The 16,178-nt window shown below is 26.5% G+C and carries 18 protein-coding genes; 3 read left to right on the forward strand and 15 right to left on the reverse strand.

Annotation, left to right across the window (positions count from 1 at the left end):
• The first annotated feature begins 133 nt into the window (after positions 1–133).
• Positions 134–370, forward strand: a complete 237-nt coding sequence (locus tag BZ132_RS03910; RefSeq protein ID WP_011406389.1) for a hypothetical protein — start codon at positions 134–136, stop codon at positions 368–370.
• 2 nt (positions 371–372) lie between these two features.
• On the opposite strand, the gene BZ132_RS03915 is transcribed toward BZ132_RS03910, so the two are convergent.
• From BZ132_RS03915 to BZ132_RS03925, 3 genes are all read right to left on the reverse strand, one after another.
• The gene (locus BZ132_RS03915) at positions 373–930 is read right to left on the reverse strand and encodes a nitroreductase (RefSeq protein WP_112149514.1); all 558 of its coding nucleotides are present in this window, start codon (positions 928–930) and stop codon (positions 373–375) included.
• A gap of 77 nt (positions 931–1,007) precedes the next feature.
• The gene (locus BZ132_RS03920) at positions 1,008–1,817 is read right to left on the reverse strand and encodes a winged helix-turn-helix domain-containing protein (RefSeq protein WP_112149515.1); all 810 of its coding nucleotides are present in this window, start codon (positions 1,815–1,817) and stop codon (positions 1,008–1,010) included.
• A 12-nt stretch (positions 1,818–1,829) separates the two neighbouring features.
• The gene (locus BZ132_RS03925) at positions 1,830–2,699 is read right to left on the reverse strand and encodes a winged helix-turn-helix domain-containing protein (protein WP_286940545.1); all 870 of its coding nucleotides are present in this window, start codon (positions 2,697–2,699) and stop codon (positions 1,830–1,832) included.
• 313 nt (positions 2,700–3,012) lie between these two features.
• Here BZ132_RS03925 and BZ132_RS03930 point away from each other — a divergent pair, with 313 nt between their 5' ends.
• Positions 3,013–3,741, forward strand: a complete 729-nt coding sequence (locus BZ132_RS03930) for a hypothetical protein (protein ID WP_112149517.1) — start codon at positions 3,013–3,015, stop codon at positions 3,739–3,741.
• Positions 3,742–3,780: 39 nt separating this feature from the next.
• Here the strand turns inward: BZ132_RS03930 and BZ132_RS03935 are convergent, their stop codons facing one another.
• From BZ132_RS03935 to BZ132_RS03990, 12 genes are all read right to left on the reverse strand, one after another.
• Positions 3,781–4,932: a DUF763 domain-containing protein gene (locus BZ132_RS03935; RefSeq protein ID WP_011406394.1), complete on the reverse strand. Its 1,152-nt coding sequence runs from the start codon at positions 4,930–4,932 to the stop codon at positions 3,781–3,783.
• 87 nt (positions 4,933–5,019) lie between these two features.
• Positions 5,020–5,643 (reverse strand): flavodoxin family protein, encoded by a 624-nt coding sequence (locus BZ132_RS03940; protein WP_011406395.1) that lies wholly within the window; start codon positions 5,641–5,643, stop codon positions 5,020–5,022.
• A gap of 254 nt (positions 5,644–5,897) precedes the next feature.
• A complete protein-coding gene (locus BZ132_RS03945) occupies positions 5,898–6,434 on the reverse strand; it encodes a TIGR00730 family Rossman fold protein (RefSeq protein WP_112149519.1) in 537 nt (178 codons plus the stop codon).
• Positions 6,435–6,445: 11 nt separating this feature from the next.
• Positions 6,446–7,054 carry a GNAT family N-acetyltransferase gene (locus BZ132_RS03950; protein ID WP_011406397.1) on the reverse strand — a complete coding sequence of 203 codons (609 nt, stop codon included), beginning with the start codon at positions 7,052–7,054 and terminating at the stop codon, positions 6,446–6,448.
• A gap of 395 nt (positions 7,055–7,449) precedes the next feature.
• Positions 7,450–8,259 carry a hypothetical protein gene (locus BZ132_RS03955; protein WP_011406398.1) on the reverse strand — a complete coding sequence of 270 codons (810 nt, stop codon included), beginning with the start codon at positions 8,257–8,259 and terminating at the stop codon, positions 7,450–7,452.
• A 24-nt stretch (positions 8,260–8,283) separates the two neighbouring features.
• Positions 8,284–8,919 carry a hypothetical protein gene (locus tag BZ132_RS03960; RefSeq protein ID WP_112149520.1) on the reverse strand — a complete coding sequence of 212 codons (636 nt, stop codon included), beginning with the start codon at positions 8,917–8,919 and terminating at the stop codon, positions 8,284–8,286.
• Positions 8,919–9,578: a hypothetical protein gene (locus tag BZ132_RS03965; RefSeq protein ID WP_011406400.1), complete on the reverse strand. Its 660-nt coding sequence runs from the start codon at positions 9,576–9,578 to the stop codon at positions 8,919–8,921. Before BZ132_RS03965 ends, BZ132_RS03960 begins: the two co-directional genes overlap by 1 nt.
• Before the next feature lie 363 nt (positions 9,579–9,941).
• Entirely contained in the window at positions 9,942–10,550 is a 609-nt protein-coding gene (locus BZ132_RS03970; RefSeq protein ID WP_286940546.1) for an ABC transporter ATP-binding protein, read from the reverse strand.
• 9 nt (positions 10,551–10,559) lie between these two features.
• The gene (locus tag BZ132_RS03975; protein WP_011406402.1) at positions 10,560–11,495 is read right to left on the reverse strand and encodes an ABC transporter ATP-binding protein; all 936 of its coding nucleotides are present in this window, start codon (positions 11,493–11,495) and stop codon (positions 10,560–10,562) included.
• 10 nt (positions 11,496–11,505) lie between these two features.
• Positions 11,506–12,363, reverse strand: a complete 858-nt coding sequence (locus BZ132_RS03980) for an ABC transporter permease (RefSeq protein ID WP_011406403.1) — start codon at positions 12,361–12,363, stop codon at positions 11,506–11,508.
• Positions 12,353–13,327: an ABC transporter permease gene (locus BZ132_RS03985; protein WP_286940548.1), complete on the reverse strand. Its 975-nt coding sequence runs from the start codon at positions 13,325–13,327 to the stop codon at positions 12,353–12,355. Before BZ132_RS03985 ends, BZ132_RS03980 begins: the two co-directional genes overlap by 11 nt.
• A 102-nt stretch (positions 13,328–13,429) precedes the next feature.
• A complete protein-coding gene (locus tag BZ132_RS03990) occupies positions 13,430–15,055 on the reverse strand; it encodes an ABC transporter substrate-binding protein (protein ID WP_286940547.1) in 1,626 nt (541 codons plus the stop codon).
• Positions 15,056–15,420: 365 nt separating this feature from the next.
• Here BZ132_RS03990 and BZ132_RS03995 point away from each other — a divergent pair, with 365 nt between their 5' ends.
• A complete protein-coding gene (locus BZ132_RS03995) occupies positions 15,421–15,933 on the forward strand; it encodes a GNAT family N-acetyltransferase (RefSeq protein WP_011406406.1) in 513 nt (170 codons plus the stop codon).
• Positions 15,934–16,178: the final 245 nt, after the last annotated feature.

Raw genomic sequence — 16,178 nt, forward strand, 5'->3', positions numbered from 1 at the left:
ATCATGTAAATATTAAATAATAACTATAAAATAGTAGATAAATCGACCCAAGAAAAAATATAAGATAAATAGATTAAAATATTATTAGCTAACTAGAACATAACTTCTAAAAAAAAGAGGGAGAAAAAATAAAATGCAAAAAAATTTAGAACAAGAAAATAAACTACTAAAAATGGAATTAGATGAATCCAAAAATAATTATAAAAAATTATCATTAAAAATAGGAAAACTCATATTCCAAAATGAAGAGTATGAAAGGGAAATAAAAAACTTAAAAGAAAAAATCACACAACTAGAACAAGAAAATAACAAATTAAAAAATATTCAAAAAGAAAATAAATGGAATTTAAAATCATTGATCAATAAATAATACTATAAAAGATCATCTAAATAAACAATATAATCATCCTTACGTGGTGTTATTTTAGGTTCAAAATCATCAGCAGGATAACCTAAAATAACATGACCAATTCCAATATATTTCTCAGGAATACCCCATACTTTAAGAAGTTCCTTACCTTGAAGACTATCAAATTCTTCACGTGCTCTGTGAATCCAACATCCACCAACACCAATAGCATGAGCAGCATTAAGAATATTACCAATAACTAAACTTCCATCTTCTACACATGTAGGTATCTCACTATTAGCAAGTACTATAATCAAAGTTGAAGTTTTAAAGAATGGATCATAATCTTCTTCAAGCTCTTTTTTAATATCCTCTGGAAAATAGGATAAATTCCATTTTGCTATACGTTCAATAATATCTTTTCTTTGAATTACAAGAATTTTAGGTGATTGAAGACCTAAACCCGTTGGAGCATATGTTGCTGTTTCTAATATTTTTTCTAAATCATCTTTACTTACTACTTCATCTTTAAATTTTCTAACTGAATGTCTTGTCTTTAGATCATTTAATGTTGATTCCATTTTATCAAATCCTCACAATTCTCTTTATTATTTATATTTATTCTTTAAAATAAATAAATTTCCAATATAAAGAGTAGTTATTTTAACATAGACTTATAATCCTCAAATAAACTAACAAAAATATCATAATGATTCATATTATCATTAAAAAGCATGACTGAATCATCATAACTATCATCTAGATAGAATAGTGTTAGAGCTGCAAAATTATCTGCAACTGTATAGAATATCTTATGAATATTATTATTAGATAAATATAATTTGATAGATCCATTAGTTCTTAATTTTTCAAATAATTCATTATATTCAGAAGTTTTTATAGCATTTAGTATATCATTTGAAGTTATTAATTCAAGTGTTGCATTATTTTTATTAATTGTATCAAGTATTGCTGCAATATGTAACTTTGAAAATATTGGTAGTATTATTCTAATTTCTTTTGACTGTTTTATCTTTTCTACATAGATATTTATACTTTTATAATACTCCACATAATCAGAATATGTTAAAAATCCATCTTTCCATAGATAAAGATATCTTGAAAAATGTAGTGGAATATTATCTATATTATGAACATTCCAACATTTTCTAAGCTTATTTAATACATAAAAATTATCTATAAGAGTTTTAAGATTTCTTATTGTAAGATAACCTGCAGAAGATAATTTATATATCTTGTTACTATGTTCTATTAATTTAAGATCTTGTAACTCTTTTAAGGTTCTTAGAATATTACTTTCCTGTTTTAAAACAGTTCCTTTAATTTCTTCAAAATTACATTCCTTATCATATAATAATTCAAGAATATTTATTCGTAAATCAGAATTTACAAGATATTTTATTGAATCATATGATGTGGATGTAATATCTTCTATATTATTAAACATGAAAAACACCACTTATTCTAAATTATTATTTTTAGATATTAATTCTCTTATATCAATATATCCCGGTTTTAATGATTCATATTCCCTAAAAACACGTAAACCCCATCTTCTTGCATTTTCATCTTCTGAACGAAGAACACAATTTTTATTAAATAATCCACTATCTTTTTTAACCAATCCTACAACAATTTCATTTTCAGAAACAACAAGTACAATATTCAATGGTATTTTACGTAGAGGCTTTATATTAAAGCATATATTTTCCAGTGGTTTATCTGTCTTATAATTATTAGCATGTTGAATTATATATTGAGCAAAATCAAGTGGTACTATTACTTCAAATTCTGATTTTTGATTCATCATAAATGCTATCATATCAGAACAATTCGGATGAAGATATATACAGATAGCTTTTACTAGTCCTTCTCTCATCATTGTTTGTTCTATTGTTTCTGTTGCTAGAAAAGGATTGATATTATCGGCCTGTATTAATTGACTATTATCTATATTGACATATGGGAGTGTAGCTAAACTATCTATATTATCATTTTCTACTTGATGATTGTTTATAAAATCCACATATTCATATATGAAATCAAGGTTATTGTTAAAGTACAATAAATTTACTAATTTCATTTTTGTTGAAGTTGTTAAAGTATATTTTTCATTATTTTTATTAATATATTCAAATTCCTCAAGTTTATTTAAATTATTAGTGATTGAACTATAATTTAAGTTCGTTTTTTCATGTAATTCTTTTACAGTTAATTCTGAATCATATAAGCATATTAATAATTTAAGACGAACCTTTGAATTTGTTAAGAACTTTAATTCCTTTTTAATATTATCAATATAATTATATTCATCATCTAACGTATACATATAATCACCACAGTAATTAATATATATAGTGATAATTTACTAAAATAAATTTACTAGAATATATTCCAAAATACTTTATTTAATATAAAATATTTTTTAAAATATTAATAGTAAAATATAAAGAAAAGAAAGAAAAAAGAATAATTGGATAAAAATAGTGTATTTAATATGAAACAACATAATAATGATAAAATATAACATATATTACAAAATAAAACTTATTTTCATTAGAAAATAATAATTACCACATATTTAAATATATTAAATAAAAAATCATAATAATAGAATAAAAAAAGAAAATGAGGTGAAAAAAGTGGATAAAAAAATCATAATAGCAATAGTAATAGTTGCTCTTATAGGAATAGTTGCTGCAACATACAATGCAACAGATGATGAAAATTCTGTATTTAATCCATTATCAGGAGTTTTAACTGATGAACAAACTGTTACAGATCTAGCTGCAATAGAAGCTAATGGTGCAGGAAGTCCAACACAAGAAGATAACAGCAATACAGGAATAAATTCAAAAAACAATGTAGATTCCAAAAACAATGCAAATGGAGCTAGTGGTACTACTACACAAAGTAGTAATAATAATCAAAATAATGCTAATAATGCTACCATAACATCTAATGGAAATAACAATCAACAACAATCAAATCCACAAAAACCAGGAACAAATACTCCTACCAATAAAACACCAAGTAGTAATAGAACTTCACTAATATCTTCAGCACAAGCATCAGTTATTGCAAAAAATGCTGCAATTACAGATGGATTAACTTCTGTTACAACATCACTTTCAGAAGAAATTACAGCAAATGGTATTAAATATTATTTAATTAATGTTTATTCAAATGGTAAATTTATAGGATATTATGAAATAAGTTCAAAAACAGGAGAAATAACAGGTGGAGCATTTGAAGGAGAAGCACCAGACACTCCACAAAAACCAAGTGATATACCAGACAATCTTAATGATAACAACACACCCCAATATAATCTAGTGAAAAAGTTTAACACGACAAATCATACAGCATAATACTATTTTTCTGAGATAAAATCTCAGAAACACTTTTTTTTATAAATATTTATTTAATCTTTTAATAGCATTATATTTTTCTTTATTATCTATTTTTGCTTGATTAAGAGCATCTTGTATTGTTTTAATAGAATGATCATAAACTTCTCTATCTACAGGATATGGAAAACCATCTTTTCCCCCATGAGCAAAACTATATTTAACAGGATCTTCCCAACTAGCCTTTTGACCATAAACTAAATCACTAATTAATGCTAAGGCTCTTATTTTCTTTGGACCAATACCTTTTAATGAAATTAATTCTTTATAATCAGAAGGTTGAATTTCATAAGCATTTCTTAAAACTTCAAATTCCCTATCAGATAAATCCATATCTAATACTTCATGATGTGAGGGCATGGAAAAGGATACTTGATTATTAAATCCAGTAGGATCATTATCTTTTTCATTAAAATCAAAAAAATCTGTGAGAAGTGTCTGTTTAGGATCTTTTCTTCTAAAATATGTTCTTAAATGTTCCGGATTATCATTTACTAAATCCACACTGATTTTTTGTACTTCTTTACTTTCCTTTGAAGACATATCTAGGCTTTTATCTTCTTTTTTATTACATTCAATAGCAGTATGTGGACTACTTAGAAAATCATCCACACTTGTACTTAACCAATGATATCTTCTTGCATAACATGTATCAGTATTCATTCCTTGTTGAATAACAGCCCATTTTCCATTTTCTGTTAAGAAGAAGTTATGCTGGTATAAGGTATATGTATCTTGAATACAGGAATTATCTATTTTTGCAGATAGTTTTGAGGATTGAATTAATTCATCTGTTTTTTTACTACTTAAATTAAATGTTGATGAAACATCTTCTAGTTGACTTGGAGTTTTTCTTGAATTTTTTCCTTTACCTCCAAGAACAACAATTCCATGTTCTTCTGGATTTAAACTAGCACGAAGAGCACCACATGTTGTGGTTGTTGTACCTGAAGAATGCCAATCAAATCCAATTACACAAGAAAATCCTTGAAACCAATAGGGATTAGATATTCTTTTGAGAAATTCATCATGACCATACTCTTCAAGAATTACTTCTGTTATTGCAGCTGATAATTTAACCATTCTCTTCCATAACCATGGAGGTGTATGATCACTATGTAATGGTAAATTTGTTATTCCTTTTCTTTGCATAATAATAGATATTTTTATAATCCATTATAAATATTAAGTGAATAAAAAGTAATAACATGAAAAAAAAAGATAGGAGGATTATTCTAATTACTGTGTAATTAGATTTTTTGCAACTTTTTCAATTACTTCTATTTGATCTTTTTTATCTTTAACAATACCAGGTTCATTATTATCTGGTAGAATTTCCACATCTTTAACATCAAATAATAAATTTAATTGATTGAATAATCCTGATTCTATGTATTTTTCAGTATCTGTTGTGTCTTTTTCTCCTTGTGTAAGTATTATTGATATTTTAATATTTTTTAATTTATCACTATTTATAATTTCAAAGTCATTAAAGTCATTTACACTAACTACATATCCATTTTCATATTTTTGAACATATTCTGTTTGGAAGAATGAATATAATCTATTAATAAATACTGTTGCTTGTGCATTTATTTGTGAAAAGTATATTGGTGCTACTAGTATTATTGCATCACAATCTGTGATTTTTCTTTTTATATCTTGCATATCATCATCTAATATACATATTCCTGCATGTGTTTTACAGTAGTTACATGATTGACATGGTTTTATATGTGCTGTTGATAAATCAATGAATTCTGTGTCAAAACCTTTCTCTCGTGCCATACTTAAAACTTTATTTGATATGACTTTTCCATTACCTGTAAATCTTGGGCTTGCATTAAATCCTATTATTTTCATATTTAATCACCTTTAAAGTAGACTTGTTTCTTAAGCTATATAATATTTTAGAAAAAAATAGAAAAAATATGATTTAATAGATATATATAATTAATAAAAAATAGTATTTTAGCATGCTAATAGAAAATATTAAAGAAATACTATAAAAATATATGAAACTATAAATAGAAAGTCAATATAAATATAATTAATAATTAAATTTTTTTATTCATATTATAATTTATAAAAAAAGTATTAAAAAAAAATAAGATTCTTCAATAGTTTTCTAGATAATCCATTGTTTCATCAACAGTTGTTGTTATATGATATAACTGAGTGCTATCCCTACTAACAGTATTTTCATTAATCATATCCTCAATCATTTTAATCATAGAATCATAGAAGTTATTAATGTTAAATATTACTATTGGTTTTGAGTGTATTTCTAATTTTTTTAGGGTTATTATTTCAAAGAATTCATCTAATGTACCAATTCCTCCTGGTGTTACTATAAAAGCATCAGATTTTACTAGAAATAATCTTTTTCTCTCAGACATTGATTTAGTGTAGAATATTTTATTACAATGGGGATATATTTCTTCAAATTCATGCATCCATTCTGGTGCTATTCCTATTATTTTTCCATGATTAGCATACACACCCTTTGCAACTGATCCCATCATTCCATGATTTCCAGATCCAAATACCAATGTATGGTTCTTATTTGCTATTTCTTTACCTAAATCATATCCTACTTCTTTATATGTTTTATTTATACTGTTACTTGCAGAACCATATAGACATATTTTCATTATATCACTCTTTATTCAAGTTGTCCTTCTATTTTTTCTTTTATTTTTGGTGGAAATGCCTTATCAAATTCATTAAGTAATTCAATATCCACAGTATAAGATTCAGGATTTGAGAAAATACCTTGATAATCATTTATTTTATTTTTATCAAATACTTTAATCATGAAAAATGGTGCTTCATCATTTCTATCCATACCTTCATAATGTATATTGTATTTGAATGCTTTTTCAAATCCAAATCTAGAATAGTATTTTTCATCTCCCACAACAATAATTCCAGGATATCCCATTTCTTCTGCTTTTTTAAGTGTGTAATTTATTATTTTACTTCCATAACCTTGTTTTTGGTACTTTGGATGAACACTTACTGGACCTAATATTGGTAATGTTTTAGATTCATTGTTAGAATGAATTTTTCCATTAGCATATACAATATGTGCTATTATATGATTATCTTCTTCTATTAGGTAGTCTAATTGTTTTATGAAAGATTTTGCATATCTCATATTATGAATTATATAATGTTCATAACATCCAGGTCTATATATATTCCAAAATGATTCTCTTACAAGATTTTCCACTTCTCTATAATCAGTTTTTATTTCTTGTCTTATTATCAATAGTATCACCATAACTATTTTGAAAATAATTTTATTTTAAATTCTAGGATTATGTTATTATATTTGTTGTTTATAGAGAGATATATTTTTGTTAAAATTAAATTTAGAAAAAGAGAGTTTTAAGTAGAAGATTATTGAAATTTAATTTTTCAATAAATTCTAGCTGTAATTATTATTCAGGTAATAACAATAGAGGTATTAAGTATAATATTACAAATAATGCTATTAATTCTATTGTGATTTTCAATGCATCTTTGGTAGTATTTTCCATTTTTTTCACCACTCAATTTTTAGTAAAAAAGTTGATTGTATTATGACAACCAATTCCTTGTATAAATTTAAGTTTACCTAAATATATAAATATATGGATTATAACTTTAAAAAAAGAAGAGAACCTAACTTAAAAATTCATCTATATCATCATTATACTTCTTAATAACACCAGATACCCTTTTAAAATACTTATTAGAATATAATTCACCATCATTTCTATTTTCAGAAACATCAAAATACTTTTCATCAACACCTAAAATATCACTAACATACCCATCTTCCAGAGAATTAGTAGTATCATCTTCAGGATTATATGCAGTATTACTTCCATCAAATGCAGGACATACAATAGCACAATACTTTAAATCATACAAGGAAGATTCTCTATTAATACCAGTAGGATCTGGAATATTATATTCTTTTTTCAAGTACTCCTTTTCCTTAATAGTAAAGTTATGAATAGGTGCAGCAAATGGAATCTTACTAATTACAAATCTATCACCAAAAATACTTGCTAAACCACCATTAATCAAGGATTCAACCATGAAACGTGTGGGTGATTCAATAGAAACATAACTACCTAATGAAATAGTATCAATAATATCTTTAACTAAAAGATTATTTCCCCTATACTCTGGTATTACATAGATATACTGAAGAATTAAAGCATTATGATTATTAGCATCAGCACCTTTATATGTACTAAAACCTACAACCTTATCTATAAGAACTATTTCCTTAAATATCATACATTCCTCATCATCAGATAATGTTAAATTCTCCTTATTCATACTATTTAAAATATATTTATAATGTTGTTTAAGTATGGAATTAATAGGTAAACTATATTTACTTTCTGGATTATTAGGATCTATCTTAAAAATTCTACCTTCACCATTTGATCGTATAATAATATCCTTTTTATTAACCAAAACATATACCTCCATTTATTAAAATCATGCCCCTTTATAGATATTTTCCTCAGAAACTATTTTTATTAAATCATGTAACTTACTAGAATATGACAATCTAAAACCTACAGCTCCATGACTTTCTGTTTTAATATTGTTAAGAGTATAATCATCCTCTTTAGCACTATTATTAATAATATACCATATGTATTTTTTATCAACTAAAAATAGTTGTCCTTCACCATACTTACTTTCAGTATAATATGCATCCCCTGGATCATATACAATATCAGCCTTTTTCAAGAGCTTTTTCAAAAATTTTGAAGGTCTTTGACCCTTACTAAATAACTCTTCTATTTGATTCATTGCATTATCCTTAATTTCACGTTTTTTAGACAATTCTCTTCTACGAACTTCCCTTTCACTTTCTTGTTTAGCTAATGTTTGGGTTATTCCAAGAATTTCCTCAACAGATTCTACATCTTTTTCTTGACACATCCATCCATGAGGATTACCTTCAATATTCATTATATCTGTAAAATCCTTTGGAGTGTAATGTTTAAAGTATGGTTTTACCCTATCCATATCCTCATCACTAATCTTCTTATTCAATGCATATAACTTTCCAAATTCCTCATAATCAATACATTTAAGAATAAATTGTAGTGATTTATTATTCATTAAATTTCCTCCTCATAAGTATCTATTTTATATTCATTAGATGATGTTAATGTTTTAATTAATTCATGTAACTTCTCAGAATATGGTAATTTAAATCCTATTGCTCCTCCAGCACCATCAATTTCAATATTATTAATATTCCAATTATTTTCTTCCCTACCATTATTCATAATATACCATATCATACTCTTTGTAACAATAAATAAATGTCCTCCACCATAATGATTATTATCTCTAAAACTATTTGCTGGATCATATACAACTTCTGCTACTTTAAGTAGTGTTGAAAGTTTTTGTGGAGGTCTAGGAGCATCAGCAAAAGCAGCTTCAATCTTAAGTTGTGCATCTTCCTTTTCTTTTCTATGTTCATCATAATATTCTCTTTGAAGAGATCTTTCTTTAGCTATTTTATCTAATGTTTCTGTAATACCTAGAGCTTCTTCTACTTTTGAAGCATTTTCCTTTGTACACATCCAACCATGAGGATCTCCTTGGATTTCCATTACATTTTTAAAAAGTGCAGGTGTGAATTTTGTCATATATTTACTAGCTTTTTCTAGCATTTTATCAGATATTTTCTGATTAAATCCATATAATGTACCATATTCTACTGGATCATAACATTTTATTACTAACTTTAAAGGTTTTTTATCTTCCATTAAATCACCAACTTCTTCTTTCTATATTTTTTAATTATCATAATTACTTATACATCAGAGTTATATTGTATTAATAGAATTTATATATTTTATTGTAAAAAAAAGTTTAGAAAAGATACAATAAATTAATCAAAACATTAATATAAATACTGTGCTAATATAAATTTTTAAATCTTTCTAATTCAAAATCAAAAGTTTTAAATTATTTAAAAAAAAAGGTACAGGTTATTGAAAACAAAAATAGAAGTTAGAATACAATTCTTTTTGTAAGTATGTTGTATATTTTTCATATACACTTAATTCTTTTTTTTTGAAGTCCTAAAATCTTATAAAAAAAGAGGTGGAGAATTATGAAGAGGATATTTATCCATTTAAATCATTAAAATAAATTATTTTATCAGTTATTCTATTTAATAAATTATGGTCATGACTCACAACAAGTATACCTACTTCATTTTCCTTTGCTATTTTAAGTAAACTAGTCCATATTTGCACTTGTGTTACACAGTCAAGCATTGTTGTTATTTCATCAGCAATTATAAACTTAGTCTTAGGATTTAATGATCTTAGAATACTAAATCTTTGAAGTTCACCCCCAGATAATTCAGAAGGATATCTTTTAAACCATTCCTTTTTTATTCCAAAGTCATCTAATATTTTCTTATCTGGCATCCATGATTCATTAAGAATTTTCTTCATATTCCATCTAGGATTCATCACCTTTTCAGGATGTTGAAATATAAGTTGTACTGGATTAAATCCATCTTCTATAGGCTTGTTATTTAAAGTTACATTACCCTTATAATTTTCCAGGTATCCACTCATTACCTTACATAATGTACTTTTTCCACTTCCACTATCACCAAACAAACCTACTACTTCATTATTATTTAATTGAAAGTTTATATTAGATAATAATTCTCTATCATCTCTATATTTAAATGATATATTCTCTATTTTTAATGTATTCATGATTTACACCTAATTTAATGGATGATAACATCTTACTTGAGTATCATTAACTTGTTCTAGTTTTGGAGGAGTATTTATACATTCTTCTGTTTTATATGGACAGTTTTCATTATATGGACATCCCTTTGGAATTTCTGTGTATGATGGTTGATGTCCTAGAGTTAATTTAAATTCATTTTCTGGTAATGCATCATATAATGCCCTTGTATAGGGGTGTAGTAGATTTTTACCTGTAAGGAAGTTTTCTGTTTTTGTTATTTCTATTACATATCCTAGATATATTATTGCTATTTTATCACTTGCTTTTATTGCAGTGAGAATATCATGTGTTATTAGTAGCATACCTACTCCATTATTTTTTAGTTCTATAAGATCCCTTATTGTTTCATTTACTGCTTCTTCATCTAGTCCAGGTGTTGGTTCATCTGCTATAATTGTATCAGGACTATTAAGTAATGCTGTGGATATTAATACTTTTCGTGCCATACCTCCAGATAATTGAAAAGGATACATTTCATCTACCTTTTCTGAAAGTCCATATTTTTCAAAGATTTTTCTTTGTTTTTCAAGCATGAGTTTTTTCTGATTTTCATCTTCTATATATCCAATTGCCTGTTCTTTTACTTTCATTAATGGATTTAAATAATTTACTGATTGTGGTATTAAACTTATGTTTTTACCTCTTAGTTTTTCTTGTAATGTAGGTGTTAATTCTTGATGTTTGTATTTTATTGTTCCACTTACATTTGCATTTTCTGGTAATATTCCTAGTATTGCATGTGCTAGTAGACTTTTTCCTGAACCACTTGCTCCCAGTACTGCTAGTATTTCATGATCATGTATATCCATTGTCAAATCAGAGATTACCTTCAGTTCTCTTTGTTCTAATCCTTTAATATATTGTGTGAATGATATTGAAAGATTTTTAATTTCTAGTAATTTCAATTATAATCACCTACTTCTGTGCACTTTGTGGATTTAAGAGTTTATTTACATTTTCTCCTATTAAATCAAATAATAATACTAATATTAGTAATGATATTCCAGGATAGAATGCTAACCACCAACAACCTAGACTAAGATAGTTCATTGATTCAGCAAGTATTATTCCTATTGCAGGTTCATGTGGAGATAATCCAAAACCTAAAAATGATATACTTGCTTCGTGCATAATTGCATGTGGAAACATTAAGATTACTCCAACTATAATTTGTGATATTACAAGGGGCAGTATATGTTCCTTTGCTACCCATAATTTACTTTTTCCTAATTGTTGTGATAATTTCACATAATCTGTTGTTTTAATCTTTTTTATTTCTGCTCTTAGTACTCTTGCAAGTGGTGTCCAGTGTGTTAGACCTACCCCCATGATTACCCCATAGAATCCTCCACCAAAAGATATTGATACGAGAATTATCAGTAGTATATGAGGTATTGAACCAAATAAATCAATTATTGCTGCTACAAACTCATCTGTGATTTTATTTATACTTGAAAGTAATCCTAGTATTATAGCAACACATGTACTTATTACTGATGCAAATGCTCCTACACCTATACTTAATCCTAAACCAAGGAGTGTTCTTGTAAACATGTCTCTTCCCATCCAATCTGTTCCAAATGGATGTTCAAATGATGGTGCTTGATTTATAAATTGGAAGTTTGTTGTTAGAGTATTTGAATCTATTAGAAAATTAGATAAAAATACAGTTATAAGTATTAATGATGCAATAATTGTGATTATTATTGTTTTTGTACGTAGATTTGCATGATACAATGTCCATATTTTATTTTCTTTGTCTTTATTTTTCAATAGATTCATTCTCCTTAATTCTTGGATCAACAAAGTAGTATAATATATCTGCAAGCATATTACCTACAAATACAAATACTGCACTTACTAATACTATTCCAAGTAGTAGTGGTACATCACTTTGAAGTCCTGCAGCTACTGCTGTTTGACCTATTCCAGGATATGAAAATACTTGTTCTACAAGTACTGCTCCTCCAAACAATTCACTGAATGATAAAAATTGTAGTGTTAGAGCTGGAAGTAATATGTTTCTTATTGCTTGTCTTTCTATTAATGGCCAGCCTGATTCTCCTCTTGCTTTTGCAAACAATATGTAATCTGAGGATAATACTTCCACAAGTTCATTTCGTGTATATAATGCTATTGGTGCTACTCCCACTAGACTTAATGTCATTATAGGTAGAGTCATTCTTGAAATCCACTGCCATATTGTAACATTTGATTCAACTGTACCTATTGGTACTCCCAGTCCTATTGGGAACCATCCTAGATATACTGAGAATATTATTAATATAACAAGTCCTATCCAAAATGATGGTGCTGATTGTAGTATGTAACAGTATACTTTAATTACTTTATCAATCCATGTATTCTTATTTTTTCCAGCAAGTATTCCTAGTCCGAAACCTAACACACCACTAATTATCCACGATGTAGCCATTAATGTAAGTGATGCTGTGAATTTTTCCATAATTACTTGTGTTACAGGTATACGGTATATTAATGAAACACCAAGATCTCCATGAACTAAATTTAATAACCAACCAGTAATTTTTGTTGTTAATGGTTGATTTACTCCCCAGTACTGTTCAAGTACTGCTCTTTGAGCAGCCGATACTGGAGTTTGTTTTAAATATGCATTTACTGGATCTATTGGTGATAATTCTAGAAGTACAAAACTGAATATTGCAACAGCAATCATTAATAAAATAAAATGAATAGTTTTATTTCTTATAAAATTCATTGTTTTTGTATTCAATTTAATTAATCTCCTATTATAGATGTTATAAAATATGATGTTTTAAAATTTATAAAAAAGAAAAAGAGGGGAATTATTAACTAAATACTATGCAGTTGTGTTTTCACGTGTCCAATCACATATATTAGCAAGATAATCTTGACCCATTATTGGTTCTTTACCCATATTAATTCCATCTTTTACAAAATAACAATAATTATAGTCAGCAACCCATAACCATGGTGCATCACCTTTTGGTCCAAATCCACCATTTCCTGTATATGCTGCTTTAGCCCATAAATTATTTGATTCATTTTGATTTGTGGAACTTAGAGCTTCCTCTAATATAGCATCAACTTCAGAACTATTATATGCATTTGGATTCATATAATCATCTTCTGTGAAGTTTTCCTTACTATGATATTGTTGATATACTGTACGATATGGATTATCTGAGGATTGTTGCATTAATGCAGCTTCACTATACATGTTTTGATAGATTGTATCCCAATCTGTTCCAACTAATTCAATGTTAATACCAAGTGGTTTTGCTTGTTCTGATATTACAGTTGCAAGTGATTGACGTGATTGATCCTTAGAACTATAATATAATTTAAATGATGCATTTTTACCATCTTTTTCTCTTATACCATCACCATTAGTATCAACCCATCCTGCTTGTTCTAATATATTTTTAGCTTCCTGAGGATTATTATCAGTTACTTTTGAATCATTATTTGCATAAACTTGTGAATCTACACCAGAATACTCTGCCTTACCATATCCTTTATATACTGAATTGATTATTGATGTTCTATCAATACCAATATTCAATGCTTCTCTAATAGCCTTATCTGCTGTTACATTATTACCTACAGCATGACCATTATCTGTTGTAAGTCCAGTATTATTTAAATAAGGTAGTGATAAACCTTGTGCACGAGGACTTGTATAATTTATTAGTTCATATCCATCAACAGTTTGATTTAAGCTTGTAAATGGTGCTTGTACTACATCTGCTTGATGTGATTTAACAAGTTCAAAAGCTGTATCTTCTTCAGGGAAAAGTATTGTTAATTGTGTGAAATATGGTTTTTTACCATAATAATTATCATTAACCTCAAGTATTGCTTGTTGACCTTTATCCCATTGTTTTAATTTATAAGGTCCAGAACCTATAGGATTTGCCCCATATGTTTCATTATTATAACCTTCTTCTGGTACTATTCCAATGTATCTTAAATCATATACAAAGCTAGATTGAGCTTTCTTTAATTTAAATTCAACTGTTGTATCGTTTAATGCTTTAGCTTCTTCTAAATTAGACATATCTAATTGAGAGTTACTTTGTCTTGCTTCATTAAATGTGAATGCTACATCACTAGCTTTAAGAGAAGCATTATTTGAGAATTTTACATCATCTCTTATATTAACAGTCCATATGAGTCCATCAGAACTTGTTGTGTAATTTGTTGCTAAATCACCAACAAAATCTCCATTTTCATCAGATGTTAATAATGTGCTCTGTATTAAAGGATTAAAATTTAGATGGCCACAACCCCATCCTGTTAAAGGATTGAAACCTGTTTCAGGCTCACCTGCATGTCCCATCATTGTTACAACCAAATGTGTAGGATCATTTTTTTCTGCAGAACCTAAAATTGATGAGATTGCAACAATTGCTATTACTATAACAACACAGGCAAGTAACCCATATTTTATTTTTTTATTCATGTTTTTCACCATTATTTTGTAATACTTCTTTTTATATAATAAATTAAATTAGTAATACTTTTTTATAAATTCATCATAATTGTATACATATTTTTAAATAACCAACTATTTAAAGTTAATGGAAAAGACTTCAATTAAAAAAATAATAATATATTACTTTAGAATGAAAAAATTAATAAAAAGTAATACTTATGTACTCTTAAAAGAGAAAATTAATACAAAATCTATAAAATAAAACCATAAAGTAATACTTTAGATACATTTATATATTAATTTATTTTAAAATAAAACATAGTAATACCAGATATAATAAAAGTAATACTTTTTTCTGATTTATTATAAAAAAAGTAATACAGTGAAGAATTATGAATATAAAAATTACAGAACTTAAGGAAGAATATATTGAAAAATACAATATAAAAGAATTTTTATTTAACATGATAAAAACATGTTATAACATGGATTATATACCACAATACCATTATGATATAGTAAATCTAAAACAGTACTATATAAATTCAAGAAAAAACAATTTCTACATAGCAATAGATACAGATACAGACACACTTATTGGAACATCAGCAGTAAGAGAATATGATAAAGATTATAATATTAAAGGAAAAACATACACTCCTGATACAACAGCAAGTATCTACAGAGTATTTGTAAATTCAAAATATAGACATTGTAAAGTAGGAAGTAAATTAGTAAATAAAATAGAACAATTCTGTAAACAAACACAATACAACACAATATACCTACATACACAGAAAGATAGTTATGGAGCACTTCCATTTTGGATGCATAATAACTATAAAATTACATACAATACCCATGACTCACTGGGAACAATACATATGGAAAAAGTATTACAATAAAAAAAAATATTTTTTTCATTATTTTATTATTCTTAATTCTATTAAATAGAATTACTTAAATTAGGTCAACTACTCTTTTTAAAACATTTAATTAAATATCTCTTTAAATAAAATAAATACACTATTAAATTTATAGAAATAAATATTCTACATATATATATAGATATAATTAAAAGTAATACATCTAGAAAAAAATATGCTATAAATATCTCTAAAATATATTAAAAGTTAAGTAATTAAAAAAA

It is taken from the genome of Methanosphaera sp. DEW79, from assembly GCF_003266085.1.
In the GTDB taxonomy this organism is placed as follows: domain Archaea; phylum Methanobacteriota; class Methanobacteria; order Methanobacteriales; family Methanobacteriaceae; genus Methanosphaera; species Methanosphaera stadtmanae.

Bases quoted from the DNA above. Each gene is read 5' to 3' on its own strand.
- BZ132_RS03970 (WP_286940546.1), bottom strand. From the start codon at position 10,550: ATGAATACATTAAAAATAGAGAATATATCATTTAAATATAGAGATGAT.
- BZ132_RS03965 (WP_011406400.1), bottom strand. From the start codon at position 9,578: ATGGAAGATAAAAAACCTTTAAAGTTAGTAATAAAATGTTATGATCCA.
- BZ132_RS03925 (WP_286940545.1), bottom strand. From the start codon at position 2,699: ATGTATACGTTAGATGATGAATATAATTATATTGATAATATTAAAAAG.
- BZ132_RS03915 (WP_112149514.1), bottom strand. From the start codon at position 930: ATGGAATCAACATTAAATGATCTAAAGACAAGACATTCAGTTAGAAAA.
- BZ132_RS03985 (WP_286940548.1), bottom strand. From the start codon at position 13,327: ATGAATTTTATAAGAAATAAAACTATTCATTTTATTTTATTAATGATT.
- BZ132_RS03910 (WP_011406389.1), top strand. From the start codon at position 134: ATGCAAAAAAATTTAGAACAAGAAAATAAACTACTAAAAATGGAATTA.
- BZ132_RS03995 (WP_011406406.1), top strand. From the start codon at position 15,421: ATGAATATAAAAATTACAGAACTTAAGGAAGAATATATTGAAAAATAC.
- BZ132_RS03920 (WP_112149515.1), bottom strand. From the start codon at position 1,817: ATGTTTAATAATATAGAAGATATTACATCCACATCATATGATTCAATA.
- BZ132_RS03935 (WP_011406394.1), bottom strand. From the start codon at position 4,932: ATGCAAAGAAAAGGAATAACAAATTTACCATTACATAGTGATCATACA.
- BZ132_RS03940 (WP_011406395.1), bottom strand. From the start codon at position 5,643: ATGAAAATAATAGGATTTAATGCAAGCCCAAGATTTACAGGTAATGGA.
- BZ132_RS03990 (WP_286940547.1), bottom strand. From the start codon at position 15,055: ATGAATAAAAAAATAAAATATGGGTTACTTGCCTGTGTTGTTATAGTA.
- BZ132_RS03945 (WP_112149519.1), bottom strand. From the start codon at position 6,434: ATGAAAATATGTCTATATGGTTCTGCAAGTAACAGTATAAATAAAACA.
- BZ132_RS03960 (WP_112149520.1), bottom strand. From the start codon at position 8,919: ATGAATAATAAATCACTACAATTTATTCTTAAATGTATTGATTATGAG.